General features: G+C 43.1%; 33 protein-coding genes and 1 pseudogene. 24 read left to right on the plus strand and 10 right to left on the minus strand.

From position 1 onward, the window contains the following. The first annotated feature begins 18 nt into the window (after positions 1-18). The 8 genes from ACQVGS_RS11220 (at position 19) to yodN (ending at position 6,338) form a co-directional block, all read left to right on the plus strand. Positions 19-708, plus strand: a complete 690-nt coding sequence (locus tag ACQVGS_RS11220; protein WP_106021307.1) for a CoA transferase subunit A — start codon at positions 19-21, stop codon at positions 706-708. Next, positions 693-1,346: a 3-oxoacid CoA-transferase subunit B gene (locus ACQVGS_RS11225; RefSeq protein ID WP_024121766.1), complete on the plus strand. Its 654-nt coding sequence runs from the start codon at positions 693-695 to the stop codon at positions 1,344-1,346. Before ACQVGS_RS11220 ends, ACQVGS_RS11225 begins: the two co-directional genes overlap by 16 nt. Before the next feature lie 8 nt (positions 1,347-1,354). Then, complete coding sequence (locus tag ACQVGS_RS11230; protein WP_491831740.1) at positions 1,355-2,665, plus strand: peptidase; 1,311 nt, start codon at positions 1,355-1,357, stop codon at positions 2,663-2,665. Then, positions 2,643-3,470 carry a putative beta-lysine N-acetyltransferase gene (ablB, locus tag ACQVGS_RS11235; RefSeq protein ID WP_106021303.1) on the plus strand — a complete coding sequence of 276 codons (828 nt, stop codon included), beginning with the start codon at positions 2,643-2,645 and terminating at the stop codon, positions 3,468-3,470. Before ACQVGS_RS11230 ends, ablB begins: the two co-directional genes overlap by 23 nt. A gap of 32 nt (positions 3,471-3,502) precedes the next feature. Continuing rightward, entirely contained in the window at positions 3,503-4,918 is a 1,416-nt protein-coding gene (gene kamA / locus ACQVGS_RS11240; protein WP_095713124.1) for a lysine 2,3-aminomutase, read from the plus strand. Beyond that, on the plus strand, positions 4,915-5,193 hold the full coding sequence (locus ACQVGS_RS11245) for a YokU family protein (protein WP_188323062.1): 279 nt from the start codon (positions 4,915-4,917) through the stop codon (positions 5,191-5,193). The genes kamA and ACQVGS_RS11245 overlap by 4 nt, the downstream gene beginning before the upstream one ends. 86 nt (positions 5,194-5,279) lie before the next feature. Continuing rightward, the gene (locus ACQVGS_RS11250) at positions 5,280-5,504 is read left to right on the plus strand and encodes a YozE family protein (protein WP_010334616.1); all 225 of its coding nucleotides are present in this window, start codon (positions 5,280-5,282) and stop codon (positions 5,502-5,504) included. Positions 5,505-5,657: 153 nt separating this feature from the next. Then, positions 5,658-6,338, plus strand: a complete 681-nt coding sequence (gene yodN / locus ACQVGS_RS11255) for a germination protein YodN (RefSeq protein WP_010334614.1) — start codon at positions 5,658-5,660, stop codon at positions 6,336-6,338. On the opposite strand, the gene ACQVGS_RS11260 is transcribed toward yodN, so the two are convergent. Next, a complete protein-coding gene (locus ACQVGS_RS11260) occupies positions 6,335-6,478 on the minus strand; it encodes a hypothetical protein (protein WP_103671803.1) in 144 nt (47 codons plus the stop codon). The two genes, yodN and ACQVGS_RS11260, sit on opposite strands and share 4 nt — an antisense overlap. Positions 6,479-6,598: 120 nt before the next feature. Here ACQVGS_RS11260 and ACQVGS_RS11265 point away from each other — a divergent pair, with 120 nt between their 5' ends. The 3 genes from ACQVGS_RS11265 to yodL all read left to right on the plus strand — a co-directional run bounded on the left by ACQVGS_RS11265 (position 6,599) and on the right by yodL (position 7,838). Beyond that, complete coding sequence (locus tag ACQVGS_RS11265) at positions 6,599-6,775, plus strand: YozD family protein (protein WP_010334612.1); 177 nt, start codon at positions 6,599-6,601, stop codon at positions 6,773-6,775. 77 nt (positions 6,776-6,852) lie between these two features. Beyond that, entirely contained in the window at positions 6,853-7,464 is a 612-nt protein-coding gene (locus ACQVGS_RS11270; protein WP_188323061.1) for a phosphatase PAP2 family protein, read from the plus strand. Between the two features lie 59 nt (positions 7,465-7,523). Then, positions 7,524-7,838, plus strand: a complete 315-nt coding sequence (yodL, locus tag ACQVGS_RS11275; RefSeq protein ID WP_038954208.1) for a shape determination protein YodL — start codon at positions 7,524-7,526, stop codon at positions 7,836-7,838. Positions 7,839-7,875: 37 nt separating this feature from the next. On the opposite strand, the gene ACQVGS_RS11280 is transcribed toward yodL, so the two are convergent. After that, positions 7,876-8,001: a hypothetical protein gene (locus ACQVGS_RS11280; RefSeq protein WP_024121758.1), complete on the minus strand. Its 126-nt coding sequence runs from the start codon at positions 7,999-8,001 to the stop codon at positions 7,876-7,878. A gap of 201 nt (positions 8,002-8,202) precedes the next feature. On the opposite strand from ACQVGS_RS11280, the gene deoD reads away from it, so the two are divergent. Beyond that, on the plus strand, positions 8,203-8,904 hold the full coding sequence (deoD, locus tag ACQVGS_RS11285; protein WP_024121757.1) for a purine-nucleoside phosphorylase: 702 nt from the start codon (positions 8,203-8,205) through the stop codon (positions 8,902-8,904). A gap of 83 nt (positions 8,905-8,987) precedes the next feature. Continuing rightward, positions 8,988-9,809, plus strand: coding sequence for a M15 family metallopeptidase (locus ACQVGS_RS11290; RefSeq protein ID WP_095713120.1), 822 nt, complete (start codon positions 8,988-8,990; stop codon positions 9,807-9,809). Between the two features lie 40 nt (positions 9,810-9,849). On the opposite strand, the gene ACQVGS_RS11295 is transcribed toward ACQVGS_RS11290, so the two are convergent. Together ACQVGS_RS11295 and ACQVGS_RS11300 are read right to left on the minus strand one after the other, a co-directional pair. Beyond that, a complete protein-coding gene (locus ACQVGS_RS11295) occupies positions 9,850-10,110 on the minus strand; it encodes a hypothetical protein (protein WP_024121755.1) in 261 nt (86 codons plus the stop codon). Positions 10,111-10,196: 86 nt separating this feature from the next. Continuing rightward, positions 10,197-10,898, minus strand: coding sequence for a class I SAM-dependent methyltransferase (locus ACQVGS_RS11300; protein ID WP_024121754.1), 702 nt, complete (start codon positions 10,896-10,898; stop codon positions 10,197-10,199). A gap of 151 nt (positions 10,899-11,049) precedes the next feature. Between ACQVGS_RS11300 and ctpA the strand changes: the two genes are divergently transcribed. Then, positions 11,050-12,450: a carboxy-terminal processing protease CtpA gene (gene ctpA / locus ACQVGS_RS11305; protein ID WP_188323059.1), complete on the plus strand. Its 1,401-nt coding sequence runs from the start codon at positions 11,050-11,052 to the stop codon at positions 12,448-12,450. 35 nt (positions 12,451-12,485) lie between these two features. Here the strand turns inward: ctpA and ACQVGS_RS11310 are convergent, their stop codons facing one another. Both ACQVGS_RS11310 and ACQVGS_RS11315 read right to left on the minus strand, forming a co-directional pair. Then, positions 12,486-13,976 carry a sodium:solute symporter family protein gene (locus ACQVGS_RS11310; RefSeq protein ID WP_024121753.1) on the minus strand — a complete coding sequence of 497 codons (1,491 nt, stop codon included), beginning with the start codon at positions 13,974-13,976 and terminating at the stop codon, positions 12,486-12,488. Then, entirely contained in the window at positions 13,976-14,176 is a 201-nt protein-coding gene (locus tag ACQVGS_RS11315; RefSeq protein ID WP_044155515.1) for a DUF3311 domain-containing protein, read from the minus strand. The genes ACQVGS_RS11310 and ACQVGS_RS11315 overlap by 1 nt, the downstream gene beginning before the upstream one ends. 184 nt (positions 14,177-14,360) lie before the next feature. On the opposite strand from ACQVGS_RS11315, the gene ACQVGS_RS11320 reads away from it, so the two are divergent. Together ACQVGS_RS11320 and ACQVGS_RS11325 are read left to right on the plus strand one after the other, a co-directional pair. Continuing rightward, positions 14,361-15,272 (plus strand): ring-cleaving dioxygenase, encoded by a 912-nt coding sequence (locus ACQVGS_RS11320; RefSeq protein ID WP_188323058.1) that lies wholly within the window; start codon positions 14,361-14,363, stop codon positions 15,270-15,272. Between the two features lie 11 nt (positions 15,273-15,283). Further along, on the plus strand, positions 15,284-15,886 hold the full coding sequence (locus ACQVGS_RS11325) for an alpha/beta hydrolase (RefSeq protein ID WP_101860547.1): 603 nt from the start codon (positions 15,284-15,286) through the stop codon (positions 15,884-15,886). Between the two features lie 45 nt (positions 15,887-15,931). Here the strand turns inward: ACQVGS_RS11325 and ACQVGS_RS11330 are convergent, their stop codons facing one another. Further along, positions 15,932-16,540 carry a nitroreductase family protein gene (locus ACQVGS_RS11330; RefSeq protein ID WP_024121749.1) on the minus strand — a complete coding sequence of 203 codons (609 nt, stop codon included), beginning with the start codon at positions 16,538-16,540 and terminating at the stop codon, positions 15,932-15,934. A 129-nt stretch (positions 16,541-16,669) separates the two neighbouring features. On the opposite strand from ACQVGS_RS11330, the gene yodB reads away from it, so the two are divergent. Both yodB and ACQVGS_RS11340 read left to right on the plus strand, forming a co-directional pair. After that, a complete protein-coding gene (yodB, locus tag ACQVGS_RS11335) occupies positions 16,670-17,008 on the plus strand; it encodes a transcriptional regulator YodB (RefSeq protein ID WP_024121748.1) in 339 nt (112 codons plus the stop codon). Between the two features lie 181 nt (positions 17,009-17,189). Further along, complete coding sequence (locus ACQVGS_RS11340; RefSeq protein ID WP_024121747.1) at positions 17,190-17,456, plus strand: hypothetical protein; 267 nt, start codon at positions 17,190-17,192, stop codon at positions 17,454-17,456. Between the two features lie 91 nt (positions 17,457-17,547). Here ACQVGS_RS11340 and ACQVGS_RS11345 read toward each other — a convergent pair whose 3' ends face one another. Next, a complete protein-coding gene (locus ACQVGS_RS11345; protein ID WP_024121746.1) occupies positions 17,548-17,937 on the minus strand; it encodes a tautomerase family protein in 390 nt (129 codons plus the stop codon). A gap of 364 nt (positions 17,938-18,301) precedes the next feature. Between ACQVGS_RS11345 and ACQVGS_RS11350 the strand changes: the two are divergent. Next, positions 18,302-18,402, plus strand: a pseudogene (locus ACQVGS_RS11350) (transporter); the annotation flags it as partial. A 100-nt stretch (positions 18,403-18,502) separates the two neighbouring features. Then, positions 18,503-18,736 (plus strand): hypothetical protein, encoded by a 234-nt coding sequence (locus ACQVGS_RS11355; RefSeq protein WP_044155524.1) that lies wholly within the window; start codon positions 18,503-18,505, stop codon positions 18,734-18,736. 32 nt (positions 18,737-18,768) lie between these two features. Here ACQVGS_RS11355 and ACQVGS_RS11360 read toward each other — a convergent pair whose 3' ends face one another. After that, positions 18,769-19,224: an Hsp20/alpha crystallin family protein gene (locus tag ACQVGS_RS11360; protein WP_024121742.1), complete on the minus strand. Its 456-nt coding sequence runs from the start codon at positions 19,222-19,224 to the stop codon at positions 18,769-18,771. A 98-nt stretch (positions 19,225-19,322) separates the two neighbouring features. On the opposite strand from ACQVGS_RS11360, the gene rarD reads away from it, so the two are divergent. The 4 genes from rarD (at position 19,323) to bshB2 (ending at position 21,604) form a co-directional block, all read left to right on the plus strand. Then, complete coding sequence (gene rarD, locus ACQVGS_RS11365; protein ID WP_024121741.1) at positions 19,323-20,219, plus strand: EamA family transporter RarD; 897 nt, start codon at positions 19,323-19,325, stop codon at positions 20,217-20,219. 74 nt (positions 20,220-20,293) lie between these two features. After that, positions 20,294-20,572 (plus strand): protein YoyC, encoded by a 279-nt coding sequence (gene yoyC, locus ACQVGS_RS11370; protein WP_106021292.1) that lies wholly within the window; start codon positions 20,294-20,296, stop codon positions 20,570-20,572. Next, complete coding sequence (locus ACQVGS_RS11375) at positions 20,569-20,919, plus strand: YojF family protein (protein ID WP_010334594.1); 351 nt, start codon at positions 20,569-20,571, stop codon at positions 20,917-20,919. Before yoyC ends, ACQVGS_RS11375 begins: the two co-directional genes overlap by 4 nt. 19 nt (positions 20,920-20,938) lie before the next feature. Then, on the plus strand, positions 20,939-21,604 hold the full coding sequence (gene bshB2, locus ACQVGS_RS11380; RefSeq protein WP_024121739.1) for a bacillithiol biosynthesis deacetylase BshB2: 666 nt from the start codon (positions 20,939-20,941) through the stop codon (positions 21,602-21,604). A gap of 28 nt (positions 21,605-21,632) precedes the next feature. Here bshB2 and rsbRC read toward each other — a convergent pair whose 3' ends face one another. Then, positions 21,633-22,481, minus strand: coding sequence for an RsbT co-antagonist RsbRC (gene rsbRC / locus ACQVGS_RS11385; RefSeq protein WP_095713111.1), 849 nt, complete (start codon positions 22,479-22,481; stop codon positions 21,633-21,635). Between the last annotated feature and the right edge of the window lie 5 nt (positions 22,482-22,486).

Genomic DNA, 22,486 nt, shown 5'->3' on the forward strand with positions numbered 1-22,486 from the left:
AAAGGGACTGAAATCAATATGGCACCATTTCAAAAAACGATCAGCATTGAATTGGCAATTGCAGATGTGCGTGATGGGTCGGTCCTTATGTTTGGCGGCTTCGGAGGAGTCGGCTCTCCTCCTTCTTTGATTGAAGCCATATTGGACAGCGGTGTGAAAGAATTAACTGTCATTTGCAATGATGCCGGATTCCCGGAGATTGGGATTGGACCGCTTATTGTCAATAAAAGAGTCAAGACACTGATTGCATCGCATATCGGTTCAAATCCCGTAGCCGGAAAACAGATGACAGACGGCACATTAGAGGTTCGATTTTCGCCTCAGGGCACGCTCGCAGAACGGATTCGCGCCGGCGGATCCGGCCTTGGCGGCATTTTGACCGATATCGGCATTGATAATCAAATGGTTTGTGAGAAAAAAGAGATTGTGTCTGTAGCGGGGAAACAATACTTGGTTGAAGAAGCGCTGACGGCTGATTTTGCCTTCATCAATGCCTGCATTGCAGATGAATTCGGCAATTTAACGTATGACAAAACAGCGCGCAACATGAATCCACTTATGGCAATGGCCGCCAAAAGAACCTTTGCCGAGGCTGAGACGATTGTGCCGATGGGTGATATTGCAGAAGAAATGATTGTAACGCCTGGGGTTTTTGTTGAGGGGGTTGTGAGAAGCGAAGGGGTGAGGTGGAAATGGGCTTGGGAGTAACAGAAAGAGAGCAGATCGCCAGACGGGCTGCTTCTGAAATCAAACCAGGCATGATGGTGAATCTCGGTATCGGCATCCCTTCCTTGGTGCCGAACTTTTTGCCGCCTGACATGCAGGTTATGCTGCAGGCGGAAAACGGCGTACTCGGGATTGGCGAAAGTCCTGAAAAAGGGAATGAGGATGAAAATTTATGCAACGCCGCGGGATTCCCTGTCCGTGCTGTAAAGGGGGCATCTTATTTTGATACAACGATGTCTTTTGCCATGATCAGAAGAGGCATGATTGATATTACGATTTTAGGCGCTTTGCAGGTAAGCCAGTCGGGAGACCTTGCGAATTGGCTTGTACCCGGAAAAAAGGTGCCAGGCATGGGCGGTGCGATGGAGCTCGCCCAAAAAGCGAAAAAAGTGGTTGTCGTCATGAGCCATACCGATCAAAAAGGGAGGCCTAAATTAACAGAAGCCTGCACCCTTCCGTTAACAGCAGCAGGCTGTGTAGATATGATCATTACTGAAAAAGCAGTTCTTGCAGTTGGCCGGCATCATTTTATTTTAAAAGAACTGATGAATGGCTCAACAATTGACGAGGTGATCGGGCTGACCGACGCTGAAATAATGGTAGATATGCCTTTTTCTTAAAAGGGGGAGTGATGATGCAGGACATTGAAAGAAAAGTAATCGAATGGCTTGATCAGCATTCAGCCAAAGCCATTCGTCTTTTGAAAAGGCTGGTTGGAGAAAAAAGCACACTTGGCAAGGAATTTAACGCCCAGGCAGTAGTTCTTGAAAAGCTTAGGCAATTTCATATGGACATTGATGTGTGGGAGCCGAGCCTAAAACAATTAAAACAGCATCCCTATTTTATATCAGACCGTTCGGATTTTCATGAGAGCCCGAACATTGTCGCTAAAAAAACGGGAGAGGGCGGAGGACGATCTCTGATTTTAAACGGGCATATCGATGTTGTGCCAGAAGGAAATTTGAAAGAATGGAAGTATGAACCGTTTCAAGCTTCCGAAGTAAATGGTAAAATTTACGGCCGCGGCTCCACTGATATGAAGGGAGGCAATACAGCCCTTCTATTTGCATTAGAAGCTCTGCACGCCTGCGATGTCAAACTGAAAGGTGATGTATTGTTTCAAAGTGTTATAGATGAAGAGTGCGGCGGCGCCGGAACACTTTCTGCCATTATGAGAGGCTATCGTGCGGACGGGGCGCTAATTCCGGAGCCGACGAATATGAAGCTTTTTATTAAACAGCAGGGCTCGATGTGGTTTCGGATCACGGTTAAAGGATTAGCGGCACACGGAGGCACACGGTATGAAGGTGTCAGCGCCATTGAAAAAAGCATGCATGTCATTACAGCCATTCAAGAGCTTGAAAAAGTCCGCAATGCAAGAATTTCTGACCTGCTTTATAATCATATCCCAATCCCGGTTCCAATTAATATTGGCACCATCTCAGGCGGAACATGGCCGTCCTCGGTAGCAGACCGCGTCGTCATAGAAGGAAGGTGCGGAATTGCTCCTCATGAAAAGCCTGAAGCAGTGAAAATGGAATTGGAAAATTGGCTGAAAGATTTACAATACCATGATGAATGGTTTAAACGCCATCCAATTCAAGTGGAATGGTTCGGGGCTCAATGGCTGCCGAATGATTTGCCTGATGGCCATCCTTTACTATCAGTTTTGCAATCAGCCTATCAAAAAATAAAACAAACAGAGCCGATCATCGAAGCGTCGCCTTGGGGGACAGACGGCGGCCTTTTGTATCATGCGGGAGATACTCCTGTTATCGTTTTTGGACCGGGAGAGACGAAAACGGCACATCAGGCAAACGAGTATATTGAGGTTGAAGCCATGTTAGAATCAGCTAAAATTATTGCTCTTTTTGTGATGGATTGGTGCGGGCTTCATACAGACGGGGAGGATGCTGATGATCAAAACGGTAAAGAATAGCGGTGTTACGGCTGTCATAGACAATGACCGCTTTAATAAACGAATTAGAGTCATTCGTTATGAAGGCGCTATTCAGGAAGCCTTGTCTGATATTATGACAGCGGCTGAAGAGGAGGGTGCCGAAAAAATTATTGTGTACACTAAACAGCATGACGAGGCAGAGCTGGCTAAACAATTGTTTACGCCGGAGGGCTTTCTCGAAGGCTACTATCTCGGCCATCGCGCTGCCGTTATGGTCCGTTATCTCACAGAAAAACGAAGACAAACAGATACCTATTTATCCGAGCAGGAAATGATAGAGCTATTATATAAATTGAAGCCTCAGCCACAAATCGAAGACAGGTCTCCTTTTACAATGAGAAAAGCAGAAACAAACGACATGTATCAGTTATCTATGCTGTATAAAAAAGTATTCCGCACGTATCCGACTCCTGTGTTTGATCCCGCCTATATTGAAAAGACGATGAATGAGCATACGCTTTATTATGTCATGCTTGAAGATGACCGTCTGATTAGCGCGGCAAGCGCAGATATCAATCCTGAGCTGGGGCATGCCGAAATGACGGACTGTGCCGTGCTTCCCGATTATCGGGGCCGTTCGCTGACAAGTATTTTAATAGATGCATTAGAAAAAGAAATGAGAGAGCAAGATATCTTTCAAGTATTTTCACTCGCCCGCGCTGCATCTTTTGGCATGAATGCTGTCCTGTATCATTCCGGGTATCAGTATGGCGGAAGGCTGATCAATAATTGTTATATAGGAGAAGGGCTCGAAAATATGAATATCTGGTGCAAGCGCCTGTAAGTCAAAAAGAAATGCACGAGGAGGAATTTCATTTGACAAACAAATGGTATAAACCGAAACGGCATTGGAAGGAGATAGAGTTATGGAAGGATGTTCCGGAAGAAAAATGGAATGATTGGCTGTGGCAGCTGACCCATACTGTAAGAACATTAGATGACTTGAAAAAAGTGATTAACCTGACCGAAGAAGAAGAGGAAGGCGTCAGAATTTCTACTAAAACGATCCCCTTAAATATCACACCCTATTATGCTTCCTTAATGGATCCCGACAACCCCAGATGTCCGATACGGATGCAGTCTGTGCCGCTCTCTGAAGAGATGCACAAAACAAAATACGACCTGGAAGACCCGCTTCATGAGGATGAAGACTCTCCGGTACCCGGTCTGACACACCGTTATCCCGACCGAGTCCTGTTCCTTGTCACGAACCAATGCTCCATGTACTGCCGCTACTGCACAAGGAGGCGTTTTTCCGGTCAAATCGGAATGGGTGTCCCTAAAAAGCAGCTTGATGCCGCGATCGCCTACATTCGGGAGACACCCGAGATCCGGGACTGCCTGATTTCAGGCGGGGACGGGTTACTGATCAATGATCAAATTTTAGAATACATTTTAAAAGAGCTGCGCAGTATACCCCATCTGGAAATTATCAGAATCGGCACAAGAGCGCCTGTCGTTTTCCCTCAGAGAATCACCGATCAACTGTGCGATATTTTAAAGAAATATCATCCGGTCTGGCTGAACACCCATTTCAACACAAGCATCGAAATGACGGAGGAATCCGTTGAGGCTTGCGAAAAGCTGGTGAACGCAGGTGTGCCGGTCGGAAATCAGGCCGTCGTGCTAGCAGGCATTAATGATTCGGTAACAATTATGAAAAAGCTTATGCATGACTTGGTGAAAATCAGAGTCCGTCCCTATTATATATACCAATGTGATCTCTCAGAAGGCATCGGACATTTCAGAGCTCCGGTTTCAAAAGGGCTGGAGATTATTGAAGGGCTGCGAGGCCATACTTCAGGCTACGCGGTACCAACTTTTGTCGTTGACGCACCAGGCGGCGGCGGGAAAATCGCACTGCAGCCAAATTATGTTTTATCGCAAAGTCCTGACAAAATCATCTTGAGAAATTTTGAAGGAGTCATTACCTCTTATCCGGAACCTGAACATTATATCCCTAACCAGGCTGACGCCTATTTTGAGTCTGTTTTTCCTGAAGCTGTCGACAAAAAAGAGCCAATTGGACTGAGTGCCATCCTTGCCGACAAAGAGATTTCTTTCACACCGGAAAACGTGGCCAGAATCAAAAGGAGAGAAGCATATACAGCGAAGCCGGGGCATGAAACCTTAAAGGACCGGCGGGAGAAAAGAGACCAGCTAAAGGAAAAGAAATTTTTAGCACAGCAGAAAAAAGAAAAAGAGGCAGAAAGCGGGGGGAATTCTTCATGAAAACATGCGAATGGTGCGGTGTGCCTGAGGCGCAGCCTGGCACGAACACGGTTTATTGGGAGCTTCCTGACGGCACACGAGCCATAGAGCTGACAAACACCCCCGCGATGATTTGCTCTTCTTGCGGAATGGCCTACCAAGAGGATTCGACGATAAAGGATATTGAGGATCAGCTGTTTTTAATCAACACAAGAAAACTCCCTGAAAGTCTGACGTATCAACAGCTCATGGAAACGGAAAGGATATTAAAACGCAACTATTTTGATTTTTCCTGAATGATGTTTCGTTATTCTTTTGTTGTAATTTTACACTTGCACTGTATAATAGAACAACAAAAGACAGACACCAGGAGGGGAAACCCATGAAATCCTTTTATCACTATTTATTGAAATACAGACATCCTAAGCCGCAGGACAGCATCAGTGAGTTTGCCAATCAGGCGTATGAGGATCACAGCTTTCCAAAAACATCAACCGATTATCACGAAATCAGTTCATATTTGGAGCTGAATGTTGATTATCTGGACACGATGGCTACGTTTGATGAAGCTTGGGAAAAATACGAGGCCGAGGTGCACGGCAAATAACCGCATGTTTAAATCCGCAGATCCGCTGCGGATTTTTTTGTGCGCATACACATACCATAATTGGATACTTCCAATGGTTTTCATGCCCATGCGAATTGGTGTAACCCAGCATACGATAGCGTATGAGAAATGTTGCGGCGAGGGGGAGACACCGTGAAGCAAAATAAACCGAAATTCCAAGTAGGGGATATCGTAGTCGTCATTATGTATGGGACAGTCGGCACAATCACAAAAGTGCACCAAATCGATAAGCACTATCTTTATGAAGTAAACCACAATGAAGTCTTATATTTTGAATCGTCCATTCAATTATATAAAGATTATGAAGGCGTCATTGTCGATATGGAAAAACTTGATATTGAATATGAATTCCTCATTGGAGATGTCGTTTATGTAAAAGATTATGGAAAAGAACTCTTTCGCATTATCGGCCACAGAACAGAAATTTGGAGATATTTAGAAGATGGCTGGGAAGATATTATTTATGAGCTGACTCGTTTAAAGGATGGAGAGTGGCTTGAAACGGAGGAAGAGGATCTCACGCTGGTACTCAGAAAGTATGAAATGGACCAGTTTGTGCATCAGCTTTTGTTTGTCCACTATGTCGGAGAAACTGCCCATGAGATCGGCGAAGATATTGTACCGTCTGCTCTTCTTCAGTTTGAAGGCGAAGATGAAGATCAAGATACCCTGCGCATCCTGGCTGTATCAATTGTTGATGAGCTTTTGGATATTTACAACGATTACAAAATTCTGTACGAAATGTTTAAAGATGAAGAATATAAAGATATGATGATGTTTGTGCTGGAAAGTTTAAAAGAACACTTCAGTTAGTTTGTGAACAAGCGGATGATCACATATAAAAAGTAAGGCAGACAGCCCCAAATCATGACATGCGTCATACCTTTGAGCGTTTTTTCCATCACCATATCGAATCTTTCTCCGTCCAGTGCTTCCATCATTTTAGCGATCATTTGTCAGCCTCCTATGGCTTGTTTTTTTATTCAATGTATATGAATGAAAGAATTGTTTAGAACACCGGGTATAATTCATCCCGTTTTTTCATAAAACATAAAAAAGGAGGCGGTACGGTTATGAAAGAAATAGATCTTGTGATTGACACGGAAGAAATCGCTGAATTTTTTTACAGAGAGCTTGCAAGACGGGGCTACATACCGAGTGAAGATGAGCTGTTTGAAATCGCCGATATTACCTTTGATTATCTGATAGAAAAATGTATGATAGATGAAGAGCTGGATGAAGATTGTTAAGGCTTGAAACCGGAGCGGCCAGCTCCGGTTTTTTATTCGGCTGATATGAATTTTTGAGAAATAAAGGAGGGAAAATCTTGTACAAGCCAGTCAGTCTGTTTCTTCTCTTTCTTTTTTTAGCCGCGGTTATTCATACAGCTGCTGTTCAATCAGCAGATGAAATGATCAGTAAGGCAGCCGCAGCTATCCGTCAGCCTTGGCTGATCGATGTGGTGATTTGGGTGACACATCTTGGTGCTACTTCCTTTTTACTGCCACTTATCGTAGTCATTTGGGCAGGGCTGTTTTTTTACAAGAGAACCTTGGACGGTCTTTTGATGCTCTTCATATTCGGTGCGGATCGTCTGTTAAACAAAATATTAAAAGAGTGGATCGAACGGGCAAGGCCGGATTTTGAACCGCTCGTTCATGAGTCGTCCTTCAGCTTTCCGAGCGGCCACTCCATGAACGCTGCTTGTGTTTATCCAGTAATCGCCTACTTTTTAGTGAAACACATCCCGTTTTTGTCAAAGCATAAAAAAGCGGTATACATAATCGCCGGTACTGTCGTTATTTTGGTTGGTGCCAGCAGAGTCTACCTCGGCGTGCATTTTTTAACTGACGTTTTAGGAGGCTTCAGTCTCGGCCTGCTGCTGTTTTTCCTCGTGAAAGGTTTTGACGAAAAGTTTCATTCGTTTCGACAAAAGTAGAGAGAGGAAAAAGAGGGCGAAACGCCAATATGTTATAGAAATAAAAGGGAGGGATCTTGATGATGTTATCCGTGTTTAAAAAGAAGTCTTGTTTTTACGATGTGACAATATTTCAAACACCCCGGTTTGGTGAAAAAAAAGGCTACAGAGCCGTCTATCGAACTGAACTGAACGGGAGCAATCATCAAGACGTGCTAAAAAGAGCATTCTCTTTGTTTAATGTATTCGATACTGTTCCAAGTGATTATGATGCGAGATTTATGGCCACAGGGGATGTGATTTTGATTGATGAAGGCAGAAAAGGGAAAACATATTATAAACTGCTTCCCGCCGGATGGAGGAAAATCAATCGTCTGATTGTGCAAACAACATAACGAAAGAAAACTGCGGATATCCGCAGTTTTCTGTTTTTTAAGGTTTTCGTTTGGCCGCGGAATGCTCTTTTTCGTGCGCCTCTTCAGCTGCGATAACGTCTTTAGCAGGTATGTGGTTGTTCTTTTTTTGTCCGGTTATTCGGTTACGCTGTTTTTTACCCATGTTTCATCCCTCCTTTTGCCGTTAGGTTCTCATATAAGCAGCTCAATTATCCCGATTTTCTCTAATGGCGCCTAAAAATACCCCGGATCATTTTCTTTTTTCGGAACATTCCTTTATAATCAATGCTGAAGTTTGTCTCATCATGACATCCGTTGTAAAATGAACGGACTGATCGTTAATTTTGGTTGAGGAGGATATGAGATGAGTGTACATATCGGTGCGGAAAAAGGACAAATTGCGGATACGGTACTATTGCCGGGGGACCCTTTAAGAGCAAAATTTATCGCTGAAACGTATCTTGAAAATGTGGAATGCTATAATGAAGTCAGAGGCATGTATGGATTTACAGGTACATATAAAGGCAAAAAAATCTCTGTGCAGGGCACGGGCATGGGCGTTCCGTCCATTTCAATTTACGTCAATGAATTAATTCAAAGCTATGATGTGCAAAACTTAATAAGAGTAGGCTCTTGCGGCGCCATCCGTAAAGATGTCAAAGTGCGCGACGTCATTTTGGCCATGACTTCTTCTACTGACTCACAAATGAACAGAGTCGCTTTTGGAAGTATCGATTTCGCGCCTAACGCAGATTTCGAGCTTTTGAAAAATGCCTATGACGCCGCTAAGGATAAAGGCGTACCGGTGACGGTAGGCAGTGTATTTACTGCTGACCAGTTCTACAATGACGATTCTCAAATTGAGAAGCTTGCCCAATACGGTGTGCTCGGGGTAGAGATGGAAACAACCGCTTTGTATACATTGGCAGCGAAGCACGGTAGAAAAGCGCTGTCCATCCTGACCGTGAGCGATCACGTATTAACAGGAGAAGAAACAACAGCAGAAGAGCGTCAAACCACTTTTCATGATATGATAGAAGTGGCTTTACATTCTGTATCAAAATAAAATAAATGAAGAGGCGTGCTGGGTGCCGGCAGCCTCTTCTTTATGGATACGGAAACGATTGATAAAAGGAAGGTAATGTGATTATGAAAAAGTCCGGTAAATGGTTCTCGCTGGCCGCCGCTCTGAGTGTGACGGCAATTGTCGGAGCCGGCTGCAGCATGTCAAATGGGGATGCTCAAAAGGATACGAAAACCACTGCAGAATCAAAACAGACAGAAGAAAAAACAGCTGACAGCAAAAAAACAAATACGCAGGACAGTGAGTTCTTATTGGAAAGCAAGTTTTTCAATAACATTAAAAAAGTGGATGGCCTGGAAACCATTCAAAATCCGAAAAATATCCTCGCCCTTGTCAATAAGCAATACGCACTGCCAGGAGACTATGAACCTAGCGATCTAGTTATCCCTGATGTCGAGTTTTCTTTTAAAGAGAAAATACAAAAGCGATACATCAGAAAAGAAGCAGCAGACGCATTAAAAACGATGTTTGATGCTGCGAAAAAGGATGGCTATGAGCTGGCAGCCGTGTCAGGATACCGCTCGTATGACAGACAGCAGGTTATCTTTAAAAATGAAGTAAGCTTAAAAGGGGAAAAGAAAGCAAGAGAAGCTGTCGCATATCCGGGTGAAAGCGAACATCAAACAGGTTTAGCAATGGATATTTCCAGCCGAAGCAACGGTTTTGAGCTAAATGAGGCGTTCGGCAGCACCGAAGACGGAAAATGGGTGCAGAACAATGCATATAAATACGGTTTTATCATTCGCTACCCTAAAAACAAAGAAGACATCACGAAGTACGAATACGAACCATGGCATTTGCGTTATGTAGGCAAAAAGGCTGCAAAGGTTATTCATGAGAATGACTTAACATTAGAAGAATACTTTGAAAAAGTGAAGAAGATATAAAATAAAAACCCGCTTACCATTGGTTAAGCGGGTTTTTCCATTAAAAAAAGAATAAACCGGCGAGCGCCACACCTGTAATCAGCCCAAGGCCAATACCGTATGCGGCTCCATATCCATATCCGTAGCCGCCCCAATATCCATAGCCAAATCCGCCTCTTGGGCCCCCTGAAGTAACTGGAGCAATAAAGACCTTGCTGTTGGTTACCCGTGTAATTCTGCCCACATGGACTCTGCCGTTTCTTTCTGTAATTCTAGCAACTTTTCCTTGGTGCTGGCGGCAGATATGATAGTATTTTTCCAATATAAATCCCTCCTAATCCGTCTTTCTATCAGCTTATGATAGATAAACAAAAAAGGTTGGACGAAAAGAGGGGGTGAAGCGCCGTTTTACTTGTATGCGATAAAGATACAATGACCCATATACTCGCTGTATGCCTGCATGAGGTCATAATGGGACTGAAGCGTTTCATAGTAGATAGGAGCGATTGCTTGCGATACATCCATTTCTGTCGTCGGTTCAAATTCCATATCTTCCGGCAAAAGGGTGATCGTTTCTGTTTTCTGAAATCCATGGGAACGAATCGAGTCTATCCACTCCGATTCGTCATAAAGCTTTGTAAAACCGTAAAAGTCCATCATTTGCTTCTTTTCGCGCGGAGGCATCGGCTGTTTAAGCGCCGCTTCAATACCGATCAGCATTCCACCCGGCTTCAATACTCTATTAATTTCTTGAAGGGAGGATGTCAGATGGGAAAAACTGAGGACGGATTCGGACAGGACGCAGGAAAAGGACGCCGAAGAAAACGGAAGATGTTCCAGCTCTCCAAGATATGCAGGGATGGCCAGCCCTTCATTTGCAAATCTTTTTTTCGCCTTCTCAAGCATGACAGGGTCTTTATCAACGACTGTGACAGGATAAAGCAAATGTCCTAAATAAGCCGCAGTTTGCCCCGTCCCGCATCCGGCATCAAGAATCGGCTGATCAGGCGGAGGTGCCGCTTTTTGCAATACGGCTTTTGAAAAAGCAAGCCCGCCTGGATGTGCACCTGAGACACCGAATAAGGACAGCATTTCTAAATATCGGCTCAAAATGGTATCCTCCTTTTTCGTTATTATATGTCGTGAAAAGACATAGGTTTATGAAACGATAAAGAAGGGCGGATCTCTATATTTTCTGCTCCGAGTTGACGAATAGGAAATCGTCCATGATAATAATGTAAGAAGAAAAGGTGGTGTTTAATTGAAACGGCAATTGAAACTGTTTTTTGTTGTGCTGATCACTGCGGTTGTCGCTTCGGCGCTGACTTTATTTATTACGGGCAATTCAAGCATTCTGGGCCAGAAATCAACAAGCACAGGAGACAGTAAGTTCGATAAATTAAATAAAGCGTATGAGCAAATCAAAAGTGATTATTACAAGGAAACAAACGATGACAAATTAGTAGACGGAGCAATTAAAGGAATGATTGAGTCTCTGGACGATCCTTACTCTACCTATATGGATCAAGAGGAAGGAAAATCATTCGAAGAAAGCATTTCTGCATCCTTTGAAGGAATAGGAGCGCAAGTAGAGGAAAAAGACGGTGAAATCCTTATTGTTGCGCCAATCAAAGGTTCACCTGCTGAAAAAGCCGGAATCAAACCGAAGGATCAAATCCTGAAAGTAAACGGGAAAAGCGTAAAAGGCATGAATGTAAATGAAGCCGTCGCTTTAATCCGCGGCAAAAAGGGCACTAAAGTGAAGCTTGAGCTGAACAGAGCGGGAGTGGGAGAGATTGATCTTTCCATTAAGCGCGATACGATTCCTGTTGAGACCGTCTATTCTGAGGTGAAAGACAATAATATCGGTGAGATCCAAATCACTTCTTTCTCTGAAACAACTGCTAAAGAGCTGACAAATGCGATCGACAGTTTAGAGAAAAAAGGTGCCAAAGGCTATATTTTAGACTTGAGGGGCAATCCGGGCGGCTTAATGGACCAGGCGATTACAATGAGCAATCTGTTTATTGATAAAGGTAAAAATATTATGCAGGTTGAGTACAAAAACGGCTCAAAAGAAGTCATGAAAGCGGAAAAAGAACGAAAAGTCACAAAGCCGACTGTCGTTTTAGTAAATGACGGAACAGCGAGCGCTGCAGAAATCATGGCCGCTGCCCTTCATGAATCGTCAGGCATTCCGTTAATTGGAGAAACCACATTCGGAAAAGGCACAGTGCAAACCGCAAAAGAGTATGAGGATGGCTCAACAGTCAAACTGACAATGGCCAAATGGCTGACTGCTGACGGTGAATGGATTCATAAAAAAGGCATCAAGCCGCAAGTGAAAGCAGAACTTCCTGATTACGCGAAGCTCCCATATTTGGACGCTGATAAAACGTACAAATCAGGTAATACAGGCACTGAAGTCAAAGTCGCTCAGCAAATGCTGAAAGCACTTGGCTATCAGGTGAAGGTAAACAGTACGTATGATCAAGATTTTGTATCAGTCGTCAAACAGTTCCAGAAAAAAGAGAATCTGAAACAAACAGGCGTGCTGACTGGCGATACTACAACAAAACTAATGACAGAACTTCAACAAAAGCTGTCAAATAATGATACGCAAATGAAAAAAGCAATTGAAACGCTGAAAAAAGAAATGTAAAAAAGCCATACGCGGCTACCGCGTATGGCTTTTTTTTAAGCACCCTTCTGATTCGGATTCGGTTCAGTTTTTTTACCAAATAAACCTTCTTTGACTGGATTTGAACCTGCTCTTTTTACAAACAGCGGATTGAGAATGATTACAGCGATGATATTGGCGGACAATCCCCAGAAACCTTCATAAATGCCGTGTGCAGATTGAGTGATATACACAATAAACGTAACCGCAAGGCCGGCTAATAATCCGATCACTGTCGCCTCTCTCGTTTGGTTCTTCCAGAATAAGCTGACGGCAATCGCGGGGAAGATCTGCACCATACCGGAAACGCCTAAAAGCTGAAGTGTTACTAAGGCAGTCGGGAACAGCATTCCAAATAGTAGAGCAAGACCGATCACGACAAACACCATGGAACGTGTAATAAGGGTCAGTTTGCTTTGTGACACATTTGGATGGATCAAGTCACGGTATAAGTTATTGGCAAATAAATTCGATGCTCCGATAGCCATGATCGAACAAGGGATCAATGAAGCTAGGGCGATAGTGGCATATGCAAAACCTTGTGCCACGCCGCCGTAAGACGTCTGAATCAGATGCAGCAGCGCCAGTCTTGGATTTGTATCTTCCGGCAGCACAAGAAAAGCGATAAAACCAAGGAAAATAACTAAGATTAAAACGATGTTATAAAGCGGCAAAAACATGCTGTTTTTTCTAACTGCATCGGCACTTTTCGCCGTAAATACACCTGTAGCGGCATGCGCCCACATAAAAAGTGCCAAGGCGGATACAATAGATGCTGTAATAAACCAAGGGATGCCTTTTGGGCCCTCTGTCGGTATCGTCAGCATTTGCGGCGCTTCCTTCACCAATGTATCAATCATCGGCGTCCAGCCGTTGAAATGAATAAGAGGGAGGGAAACGACCATAAACAGCATAATCACCCATACTAAAATATCTTTAATAATGGCTGTAAAAGTAGGCCCTTTAATCCCGCTGAAAAACGTGTAAAGAGCAACTAGAATAAATGAGATGATGACAACAAACTTTACGTTGATATAGCCGGTTCCCGCCACCTGAAGCGTATCTTGAATTCCGCTAAGCTGAAGACAGATATATGGGATAAGCATCAGGACACCGACAATTGCAACGAGACTTGCCAACAGCTTGCTGTCAAAACGTTCCCGCGCATAATCAGCGAGAGTTGTTAATTTGTGAATTTTCGCAACTTTCCAAAGTTTCGGCAGGAAGAAATAGGCGATAAAATAAGCCAATACGGAGTAAGGAATTGCAAAAAACGCAACACTTCCGCCTGTGTAAGCCGTACTGGTCAGGCCTAAGAAAGTATATGCCGTGTAAAGGTCAGCGCCAACTAAAAACCAAACGAGAAGGCCTCCAAAACGTCTGCCGCCGACAGACCATTCTTCCACCGAGGTTCGCGATGATTTGTCTCTCCCGGCGAGAAATCCGATACAGACAACAGTTAATACGATAATAGCCGTAATCATAAGTGCAGTGAGATTTCCTTGCATCATTCAATTCCTCCATCTTTTTTTTGCACCAGGTAAATGCCAAACGAACATACCGGCGTAATGATAATCCACAGCAGCAGCCAAAAATGGAAAAAAGGAAGGCCGAAAATAATCGGTTCGATTCGATTCACAAACGGCAAAAGTGCAAGCTGAATGAATGGTAAAATGATGAGTATAACAATAAGTGCTTTTTTAACCATTTACTTTCCTCCTGAAAGATGATAATGCTCACTATAATAGCAGTTGTAAGATAAGATCACAAGATAATTATTAGAAAAAAATGATTTTTTCAATTATTTAATTAAGTCACATGGTTTGCATCCTGCACATTATAGGTTTAAAATAATAAATATCTCGAAATCAAGATAATTTAGGAGTGAAAAGATGAAAACAGAAGGATTGCATCATGTCACAGCATTTGCCAGAGATCCGCAAGAAAATTTGCGATTTTATACAGAAGTGCTCGGGCTTCGGCTTGTCAAAAAAACAGTGAATTTCGATGACCCGGGAACATATCATTTTTACTTTGGGAATCAAAATGGAGATCCAGGGACCATTATTACCTTTTTCCCGTTCCAAGGAAGCGGGCAGGGAACGGTAGGGAAAGGCCAAGCCGGCCGAATTTACTTTTCAGTCCCTAAAGGCTCTCTGGCTTTCTGGAAGGAACGCCTTCAAAATAATGGACTGAATGCAGAGGAGAAAATGCTATGCGGGGAACACGCTCTGATCTTTGATGATACAGAAGACCTTCCGTTAGCAATCATGGAAGCCGGCGAAAGCGGAAAAAGCGAGTGGACACCTGACGGTATTTCAGAACATGAAGCCATCACCGGAATGAGAGGCGTGCTGCTGTACTCCTATGATCCGCAAGCAACGATTCAATTGTTAGAGGAAAGCTTCGGATACAGCAAAGTAGCGGAAGAAGATCAGATCGTTAGACTGAAATCCGCAGCGGCTGTCGGAAACGTGATTGACGTTCATTTGCAGCCGGAAAAAAGAGGCGTCGGAGGTTATGGAACAGTTCATCATATAGCGTTTCGGACAACGAGTGAGGAGCAGGCTAAATGGCAGCCGCTTATTGCTGAAAAACATCTCCCTTCATCAGAAATTCTGGACAGGGAGTATTTCACATCAATTTATTTCAGGGAAAAAGGCGGCATTTTATTTGAAATTGCCACAGATGAACCAGGCTTTATGACAGATGAAACGTTTGATGAGCTGGGGACATCCTTAAAGCTGCCTGAATGGCTGGAGCAACACCGCAAACAAATTACAGATATTTTGCCTGAATTGTAGGAGGGGACATGATGAAGCATATTTTTGAAAAAGGGACATCTGATAACGTCTTACTGCTGTTACATGGAACCGGAGGAAATGAGCATGATCTCCTTTCATTGGGCCGTTTTATAGATCCGGATGCTCATTTGCTCGGCGTCAGGGGATCAGTGCTCGAAAATGGAATGCCGCGCTTTTTCAAACGCCTCAGCGAAGGTGTATTTGATGAAAAGGATCTCGTTGAGCGGACAAAAGAATTGAAAGATTTTATCGACGAGGCGGCACAAACGCATCAGTTTGACCGGAGCCGAGTGATTGCAGTCGGCTACTCAAACGGCGCAAATATCGCAGCGAGCCTGCTTTTTCATTATGCGGATGTTTTAAAGGGGGCTATTCTGCATCATCCTATGGTGCCGATACGGGGGCTTGAGCTTCCCAATATGACAGGGCTTCCTGTTTTCATTGGGGCGGGAAAATATGATCCGCTTTGCACAAAGGAAGAATCGGAAGAGCTTCACCGCTGTTTGCTTGACAGCGGGGCATCTGCTTCAGTTTTTTGGCAGGATGGGGGCCATCAGCTCACACAGCATGAAGCTGAACAGGCTCGCCAATGGTACAAAGATACGTTTCAATAAAAAAACCTTAGTCCGTGTTTATCCGGACTAAGGTTTTTCTTAGATTTACAGCCAAGTTGATACTTTTGATAGAGGCAAGCGGTTGCTTTGGTGTGCAGGTTTCACTGCTTTCCCGATAGAAATAAGCATAACCGGAACATAGCGCTCGCTGATATCAAATTCCTTTTGGAACTGCTCCTTATTAAATCCTCCGATTGCGCAGGTGTCATAACCTTTCGCTTTTGCGGCAATCATAAGCTGCATAGCAGCCAATGAAGCATTTAAGAAAGCGGAATCGCGTGCGAACTGTTCACTTTGGTAAGCACCGTTAATTTGGCCAAGAAGCGTTTGTTTGATTTCATCCGTGATGAAACCTTGGTTTGCCAGTTCAGCGTAAACGTCTTCACCGTTTTCATTCGCTTTTAGATCGCCTAAAATGGCAACGACAGCAGAAGATTCAACAATTTGTTTTTGATTATATGCTACAGGCAGAAGAGCCGCTTTTGATTCATCGCTGTGGAAAACTGTAAAATGCCAGTGCTGCAGATTCCATGCAGAAGGCGCTTTAGTGGCGAGCTCCAAAAGATCAGTCAGTTCCTCTTTAGAGATCGGGGCATTCGTATCATATTCCTTAACAGATGCCCGTGCTTGCAAAATGTCCAGAGTATCAGTCATAATGTTTCCTCCTTCGGGTAAACGTGGTATGATAATAGAAAAGTTAGAAGCTTACTAAATGTAACTTGAAAGATAATTTTAATGGATCAGTGAATACTTGTCAAACAATAGATGAAGGGATGAAGACTAGTGGGAAATACAATGTGCCCTAAAATGGAGTCAGCTTTCTCATTGCTGGGAAAACGATGGAACGGTCTGATCATCCATGTACTAATGGATGGGCCGAAACGATTTAAAGAGATAACGGAAACCATACCGATGATCAGCCAAAAAATGCTGGCAGAGCGCCTTAAAGAGCTAGAGCAAAACGAAATTGTTGAACGCCGGGTTCTTCCCGAGACACCGGTAAAAGTGATCTATACGCTGACTGAAAAAGGAACCGCGCTGCAAGCCGTATTTCAAGAAATGCAAGCGTGGGCCGATCAATTTTGTGAGCCTGGTGTTACAGTGTGCGAAGAAGAGAAATAATGGAAAGAAACAGAGCATCCGCAGAAAGGGTTTGTTTCAGTGAGAAAGTCATGTAAGTGGGTCATACCGTTTACATGACTTTTTATTTTAGGAGCCATGTTATGAATCAGCTTTTATTTTACATATATAAAAAGAGATGTTAGGATGATGTCAACATACAAAAATAGGAAAGGGTCCTTCCGTGAAAAAGTTACTAACAGCTATCCTGTTGTTAATGGGAATCATCATTTATCTTGTTGTTCAAATCAGCAAACCGGAACTCTATCTGCCTGAATTTTATATATACGATCAAAACCCTGTCAGCTTTCATTGGAATTACATAGGCATCGAAACTGGTTATAAAAAGGGAGACCCTGATTCTATCCACCAAATCTGGATCACACCGTTATATTTCGTTTTGCTGGCTGTTTTCATTCTGGTTATTTCTGCTTTTTTGAAAAAGAAATAAAAAAGAGAGGTCTTGAATAAGGATCTCTCTTTTATTATTTCATTGACTGGCCATTTGCTAAGTGTAAAGCAGATGAAGAAGTTTCACCATCTTATAACTTACCATTCAAAAATTGTGCCTCGCCGAGCCCGAAACTCCAATCAGCATCACCGTTTTCCGTAATGGAAACCATTAGGTCTTCCGGGGAAATACCGCATTCTGCTTCTAGTTTTTCAGCCAGCAAGGCATATAATTTCTCTTTTTGGCTCTTTGTTCTTGTTTTACTTGTAATGCTGATCACGATCAAATCCTTGCTTCTATGAAATCCTAATCCGGTATCGTGAATCACGAGCTCATTCGCGGGATGCTGGTGCACAATTTGATATCGGTCACTCTCCGGCACGCCAAACGCTTCTACCATTGCTTGATGAGCAGTGTCTAATAGCGATTGTAATGCTTTTTGATCACGGCCTTCTATCAGATCGAAACGTAATAATGGCATTTGAATTCCTCCTTTTGTGACACTGATTTTATCAGCATGTTATCACATTGTTTTGTTATCTGAAGCCAATTGATAGATAAAAACATAACATATAACCAATAATTGATCAATATATAACTACATTGTTATCTGACAGCCTATGAAATCATAAATATTACTGGCAGTAATTGATTAGGAGGTTAGTATGAAAATAATAGTTGATCAAAAGATGACAATTATATCACCACGAAGATCCTATTTCGTTTAAATGAAAGCGTTTTCTAATAACATCCGGAGATATTGTCAAAAACAACATGAAAAAATAGAGGTTAGCCATGCCGATTTTTATCACTGTTGCCGGGGTTTTTATTTTGTTATTTCTGACGGCGTGAGCATGAAGGAAACGTTTCAAACATGGACGCTGCTCACAACGGTCCTCTCGGTACAGGACTGGGCTGTGTTTTATTGGCCGGATTATTTTTGTAATAATGCTTTATCAGTAAAAATCCAATTTAACAATAGCCCAATCGTTTTTCTTCCTGGATGAATATCTTATATATAGGCAGACATAAAGGAGGAAATAATCATGTACCCTCAACACTCATATTATCGCGGGAACCCAGGTCCGGCCGGATACCCGGAACGAAACCCTTTTTTGTTTGGCGCTCCTTTAGTCGGCGGTTTATTAGGCGGTTTTCTTGGGAGTGCTCTTTTTAATTATCCGCGTCCCTATGCGTATCCGCCTGTTCCTTACGGTTACGGAGGTGCGCCATACGGCCCCGGGGGACCGTATGGCGGAGGTTATCCCGGTTTCTATTAGCAAAAACGGCCTGCACAGAAGCAGGCCGTTTTTTATCGCATAATTTCTACCTCGGACATATTGTAGTCCTGCTGTTTATGAAACATGACTTCCAGATGGCCGTCTTTATATACGGCTTTCGTTCCTTTCCGTTTGACAAGACAGGGAAGATTTACTTTTTTAGGATGAGTCAAACCCGGGAAATGTTCAATCAGTAATGTATGTGATGTATGTTTAATTTTGAGCTGTTCCAGCTGGCTTTCGCTTACTGAAACCTTTACAAACACATGGTCTGCTGTTTCGAATATATCTATATCAGGTTCGGTGCGCTTTGTTTTTTCTTTAGTCGGGAGAGGATCGCGAAATGGAAATTGAGCCGCGTAATCACTTCCGAACACACTTTCCATTACACTGTTTACATAATGCTCAACCTCTTTTGGATCGGCCTTTTTTAATGCTTCCTTGGAAAATTGATTTTGGAAAGGAAAGTACTTGTTCCACTCAAACATCTTCGTCACACCTTTCTTCACGGACAAAATAGTATATGCCTGCTCGATCTTTCACGTGATATAATATAAGATGCTCTAAAGAAAGGCAGGGACAAAATATGCATCATTCAGAAACAAAAAAAGGTGTTCTTTACACAGCCGTTTCCTTTACGATGTGGGGGCTGTTTCCGCTCTATTGGAAGCTTCTTGAACAGCTCCCGGCACTTGATATTTTAGCTCACCGTATCATTTGGTCTTTTGTTTTTATGTGTATCGTGCTTTTTTTCTTGCGTCAATGGAAAACGGGGTGGCATGAGCTGCGGTCTTTAAAAAAGAACGGAGGCATACTATCTTTATTTCTCGCTTCAATTCTCATTTCGGTTAACTGGTTTGTATACATATGGGCTGTCAATCATGGATTTCTGCTAGAAGCAAGTCTTGGCTACTACATCAATCCGCTTGTGTCAGTTCTTCTCGGCATTTTGTTTTTAAAGGAAAAGCTGAATCGCCTTCAATTGGTTGCAGTTTCTATTGCGGCAGCCGGCGTTATTATTTCTGCGTTTCAATACGGCTCCATTCCGTACATCGCGCTGCTGCTTGCATTCAGCTTTGGCTTATACGGATTTACCAAAAAAAGAACAAGTCTTTCAAGCGCTATCGGTTTAACGCTGGAGACATTCATGATTATGCCGATTGCATTGGGGTATTTGCTGCTTAGCGGCCATATTCAGCCTGCGGGTGCAGAAAGCGGCGGGGCATGGGTGCTTCTCTTTTTTGCCGGTGTGTTTACCGCGCTGCCGCTCTTATTGTTTGCTGAAGGGGCGAAGCGGCTGCCGCTGTATCAAGTCGGTATATTACAATATATTGCACCGACCATCACCTTGCTGATCGGGCTGTTCATTTACCATGAGCCATTTTCAAGCTCGAAGGCATTTACCTTTGCCTGTATATGGGCTGCATTAGTCTTGTTTACGTTTTCACAAGTGAAATGGAAACGGGCATCAAAAAGCCATTGAGCCTTTGGCTTTTCAGTTTGAGTATATATTATGTATAATCATTTCATGTATGTAAGACATAAAGGAGCAGGACGATGGACAATGATATAGAAATAGTAAAAGCATACGTCTCGCTATGGAACAGCCGCTCTTTCTCAAACGAAGATGCAGAAGCGGTTACAGAGGCAATTGATCTTGAGCTCTTGGATAAGAGAACACATCCGAGACTCCGTAAACCTATGCTGGAAAAATATTATGCCGCTATACAGCGCATTGTGAATTCTCAGCTGGAACCGGCTGTCAAATATCAACTGGTCAAATTACATACAGAACGCGTACAGTATTTAAAAGAAGAAAGAGGGGAGCAATTATGAAAGCAATCATAAAAGAAGATGTGCAAGCATCTTTAGAACGATATGCGGACCGCCCTGTATATATCCATTTAGAAACCACAACCGGTTCTTACTCGGCACATTTAAATGAAAAAAACATGACGGTTGTTGCTTATATACGCAATGCGAAGGTAACCTATCATCAAGCTAAAATCAAAGGGAGCGGGCCTTACCGGGTCGGCTTAAAAACAGAAGAGGGCTGGATTTATGCTGAAGGCCTGACTGAGTACACAGTGGATGAAGAAAACCGCTTATTAATGGCAGGACACTTGCCGGGCGGGAAACTGGCTATTTCACTTCAAATCAGTGAAAAACCGTTCACAGTTTAAAGAAAAGGGTGAAAAAATAATGAAAGAACACGTGCTTGTAATCCTGCCTCACCCTGATGACGAATCATACGGTGTGGCGGGTCTGATTGCTTTAAACAGAAAAAAAGATGTGCCCGTTACATATGCTTGCGCTACGTTAGGCGAAATGGGCAGAAATATGGGAGATCCATTTTTTGCCAATCGGGAAACCTTGCCATTATTAAGAAAACAAGAGCTTATCAACGCCTGCAAAGAAATGGATATCAATGATCTGCGAATGCTCGGACTTCGTGATAAAACGCTTGAGTTTGAAGACGATGAATATTTAGCTGATATCATGGAAGAAATCATAGATGATGTAAAACCAAGCTTAATTGTCACATTTTATCCGGGACATGGCGTGCACCCTGACCATGATGCATGCGGGGAAGCGGTCATCCGGGCATTGTACCGCAAAAAGAAAGAAGACCGTCCGCGCACACTATGCATGGCTATTACACGCAATAGGGAAGAGGTGCTTGGCGAAGCAGACGTCGTACTTGATATCAAAGAAGTGGCAGATATTAAAATGAACGCGTTAAGAGCTCATCGCACCCAGACGGAAGGTATGCTCCGAGAGCTTGAGGAAAAACTGAAAAACAATGAACCTGTTATGGCAACATGGTTTGAAGAAGAAGTGTATTGGACATATCAATGGAATGATTAAAAAAAGGTATAAGGCCCTTGAGGGGACCTTATACCTTTTTTAATTTCAAGTCAGATGCAATCGCTGATGCAAGAGTAGATCTCAGTGAGATGTCCTCAAAAGACAAACCGAGCTGAACCGCGGTTTGCGCAATTTCCGGGCGGATCCCCGACAATGTGGATGAAACGCCGATCAAACGCAGCGCCTCAATCAGACTGAACAGCTGGTGGGCAACCATGGTATCAATTACCGCTACTCCGGACAAGTCAATGTAAAGCTGCGTCACCTTTTTTTTCGCACATTGATTCAATGTATTTTCCATGATCAATTTAGCGCGGACGGTATCAATATCACCGATTAACGGAAGCAGTCCCACACTGTGGAACAGCACGATTACCGGGGCGCTCAATTCAGTGATCATATCCTTTTGGGCTTGAAGCTGAAGGCTTGTGTTTTTGTACATTTCTTCTATAAAAATATGAATCACAAGATCAAACGCCTTAATAAGGGTGTGATACAAATCCTCGGCTTCTTCGCTTTTCACGGTATCCTGATTGATATGAACAAAGTCCTTCACATAGGAAATATACAAGTCTCTCACTCTGACAAACTCACGGATAATATAGTGGATAGGCGTTTTTAAATGCTCTTGATCCTGGGTGACTTCAAATGCCCAGGCTTTTAGAATGGGCAAGTAAACCTCTTCTTCATCTATAAAGATACGGCTGATCTTATAATTGAAAGCAAGATTCTGGCTCTTTAAATTTTTAATGACGGCCGGGTCTGTTGATGCATAGATTGAATTCGGATCAGTTTCCTCGATTGTTTCATACCATGTAGAACTTATTTCTTCTGCATGCTGAGACAGATACTCATATAATTTCTGATTTTGTGCCATGTCAT

The organism is Bacillus sp. SD127 (assembly GCF_058566445.1).

What these genes read in the sequence shown, in the direction of transcription:
- bshB2 (WP_024121739.1), top strand. Translation starts at nt 20,939, where the DNA reads ATGAAAGAACACGTGCTTGTAATCCTGCCTCACCCTGATGACGAATCA.
- deoD (WP_024121757.1), top strand. Translation starts at nt 8,203, where the DNA reads ATGAGTGTACATATCGGTGCGGAAAAAGGACAAATTGCGGATACGGTA.
- ACQVGS_RS11225 (WP_024121766.1), top strand. Translation starts at nt 693, where the DNA reads ATGGGCTTGGGAGTAACAGAAAGAGAGCAGATCGCCAGACGGGCTGCT.
- ACQVGS_RS11310 (WP_024121753.1), bottom strand. Translation starts at nt 13,976, where the DNA reads ATGCAAGGAAATCTCACTGCACTTATGATTACGGCTATTATCGTATTA.
- ablB (WP_106021303.1), top strand. Translation starts at nt 2,643, where the DNA reads ATGATCAAAACGGTAAAGAATAGCGGTGTTACGGCTGTCATAGACAAT.
- yoyC (WP_106021292.1), top strand. Translation starts at nt 20,294, where the DNA reads ATGGACAATGATATAGAAATAGTAAAAGCATACGTCTCGCTATGGAAC.
- ACQVGS_RS11360 (WP_024121742.1), bottom strand. Translation starts at nt 19,224, where the DNA reads ATGTTTGAGTGGAACAAGTACTTTCCTTTCCAAAATCAATTTTCCAAG.
- ACQVGS_RS11355 (WP_044155524.1), top strand. Translation starts at nt 18,503, where the DNA reads ATGTACCCTCAACACTCATATTATCGCGGGAACCCAGGTCCGGCCGGA.
- ACQVGS_RS11320 (WP_188323058.1), top strand. Translation starts at nt 14,361, where the DNA reads ATGAAAACAGAAGGATTGCATCATGTCACAGCATTTGCCAGAGATCCG.
- rarD (WP_024121741.1), top strand. Translation starts at nt 19,323, where the DNA reads ATGCATCATTCAGAAACAAAAAAAGGTGTTCTTTACACAGCCGTTTCC.
- ACQVGS_RS11325 (WP_101860547.1), top strand. Translation starts at nt 15,284, where the DNA reads ATGAAGCATATTTTTGAAAAAGGGACATCTGATAACGTCTTACTGCTG.
- ACQVGS_RS11290 (WP_095713120.1), top strand. Translation starts at nt 8,988, where the DNA reads ATGAAAAAGTCCGGTAAATGGTTCTCGCTGGCCGCCGCTCTGAGTGTG.
- ACQVGS_RS11245 (WP_188323062.1), top strand. Translation starts at nt 4,915, where the DNA reads ATGAAAACATGCGAATGGTGCGGTGTGCCTGAGGCGCAGCCTGGCACG.
- ACQVGS_RS11315 (WP_044155515.1), bottom strand. Translation starts at nt 14,176, where the DNA reads ATGGTTAAAAAAGCACTTATTGTTATACTCATCATTTTACCATTCATT.
- ACQVGS_RS11280 (WP_024121758.1), bottom strand. Translation starts at nt 8,001, where the DNA reads ATGGGTAAAAAACAGCGTAACCGAATAACCGGACAAAAAAAGAACAAC.
- ACQVGS_RS11375 (WP_010334594.1), top strand. Translation starts at nt 20,569, where the DNA reads ATGAAAGCAATCATAAAAGAAGATGTGCAAGCATCTTTAGAACGATAT.
- ACQVGS_RS11260 (WP_103671803.1), bottom strand. Translation starts at nt 6,478, where the DNA reads ATGATCGCTAAAATGATGGAAGCACTGGACGGAGAAAGATTCGATATG.
- ACQVGS_RS11220 (WP_106021307.1), top strand. Translation starts at nt 19, where the DNA reads ATGGCACCATTTCAAAAAACGATCAGCATTGAATTGGCAATTGCAGAT.
- yodL (WP_038954208.1), top strand. Translation starts at nt 7,524, where the DNA reads ATGATGTTATCCGTGTTTAAAAAGAAGTCTTGTTTTTACGATGTGACA.
- ACQVGS_RS11345 (WP_024121746.1), bottom strand. Translation starts at nt 17,937, where the DNA reads ATGCCATTATTACGTTTCGATCTGATAGAAGGCCGTGATCAAAAAGCA.
- ACQVGS_RS11330 (WP_024121749.1), bottom strand. Translation starts at nt 16,540, where the DNA reads ATGACTGATACTCTGGACATTTTGCAAGCACGGGCATCTGTTAAGGAA.
- rsbRC (WP_095713111.1), bottom strand. Translation starts at nt 22,481, where the DNA reads ATGGCACAAAATCAGAAATTATATGAGTATCTGTCTCAGCATGCAGAA.
- ACQVGS_RS11265 (WP_010334612.1), top strand. Translation starts at nt 6,599, where the DNA reads ATGAAAGAAATAGATCTTGTGATTGACACGGAAGAAATCGCTGAATTT.
- ACQVGS_RS11250 (WP_010334616.1), top strand. Translation starts at nt 5,280, where the DNA reads ATGAAATCCTTTTATCACTATTTATTGAAATACAGACATCCTAAGCCG.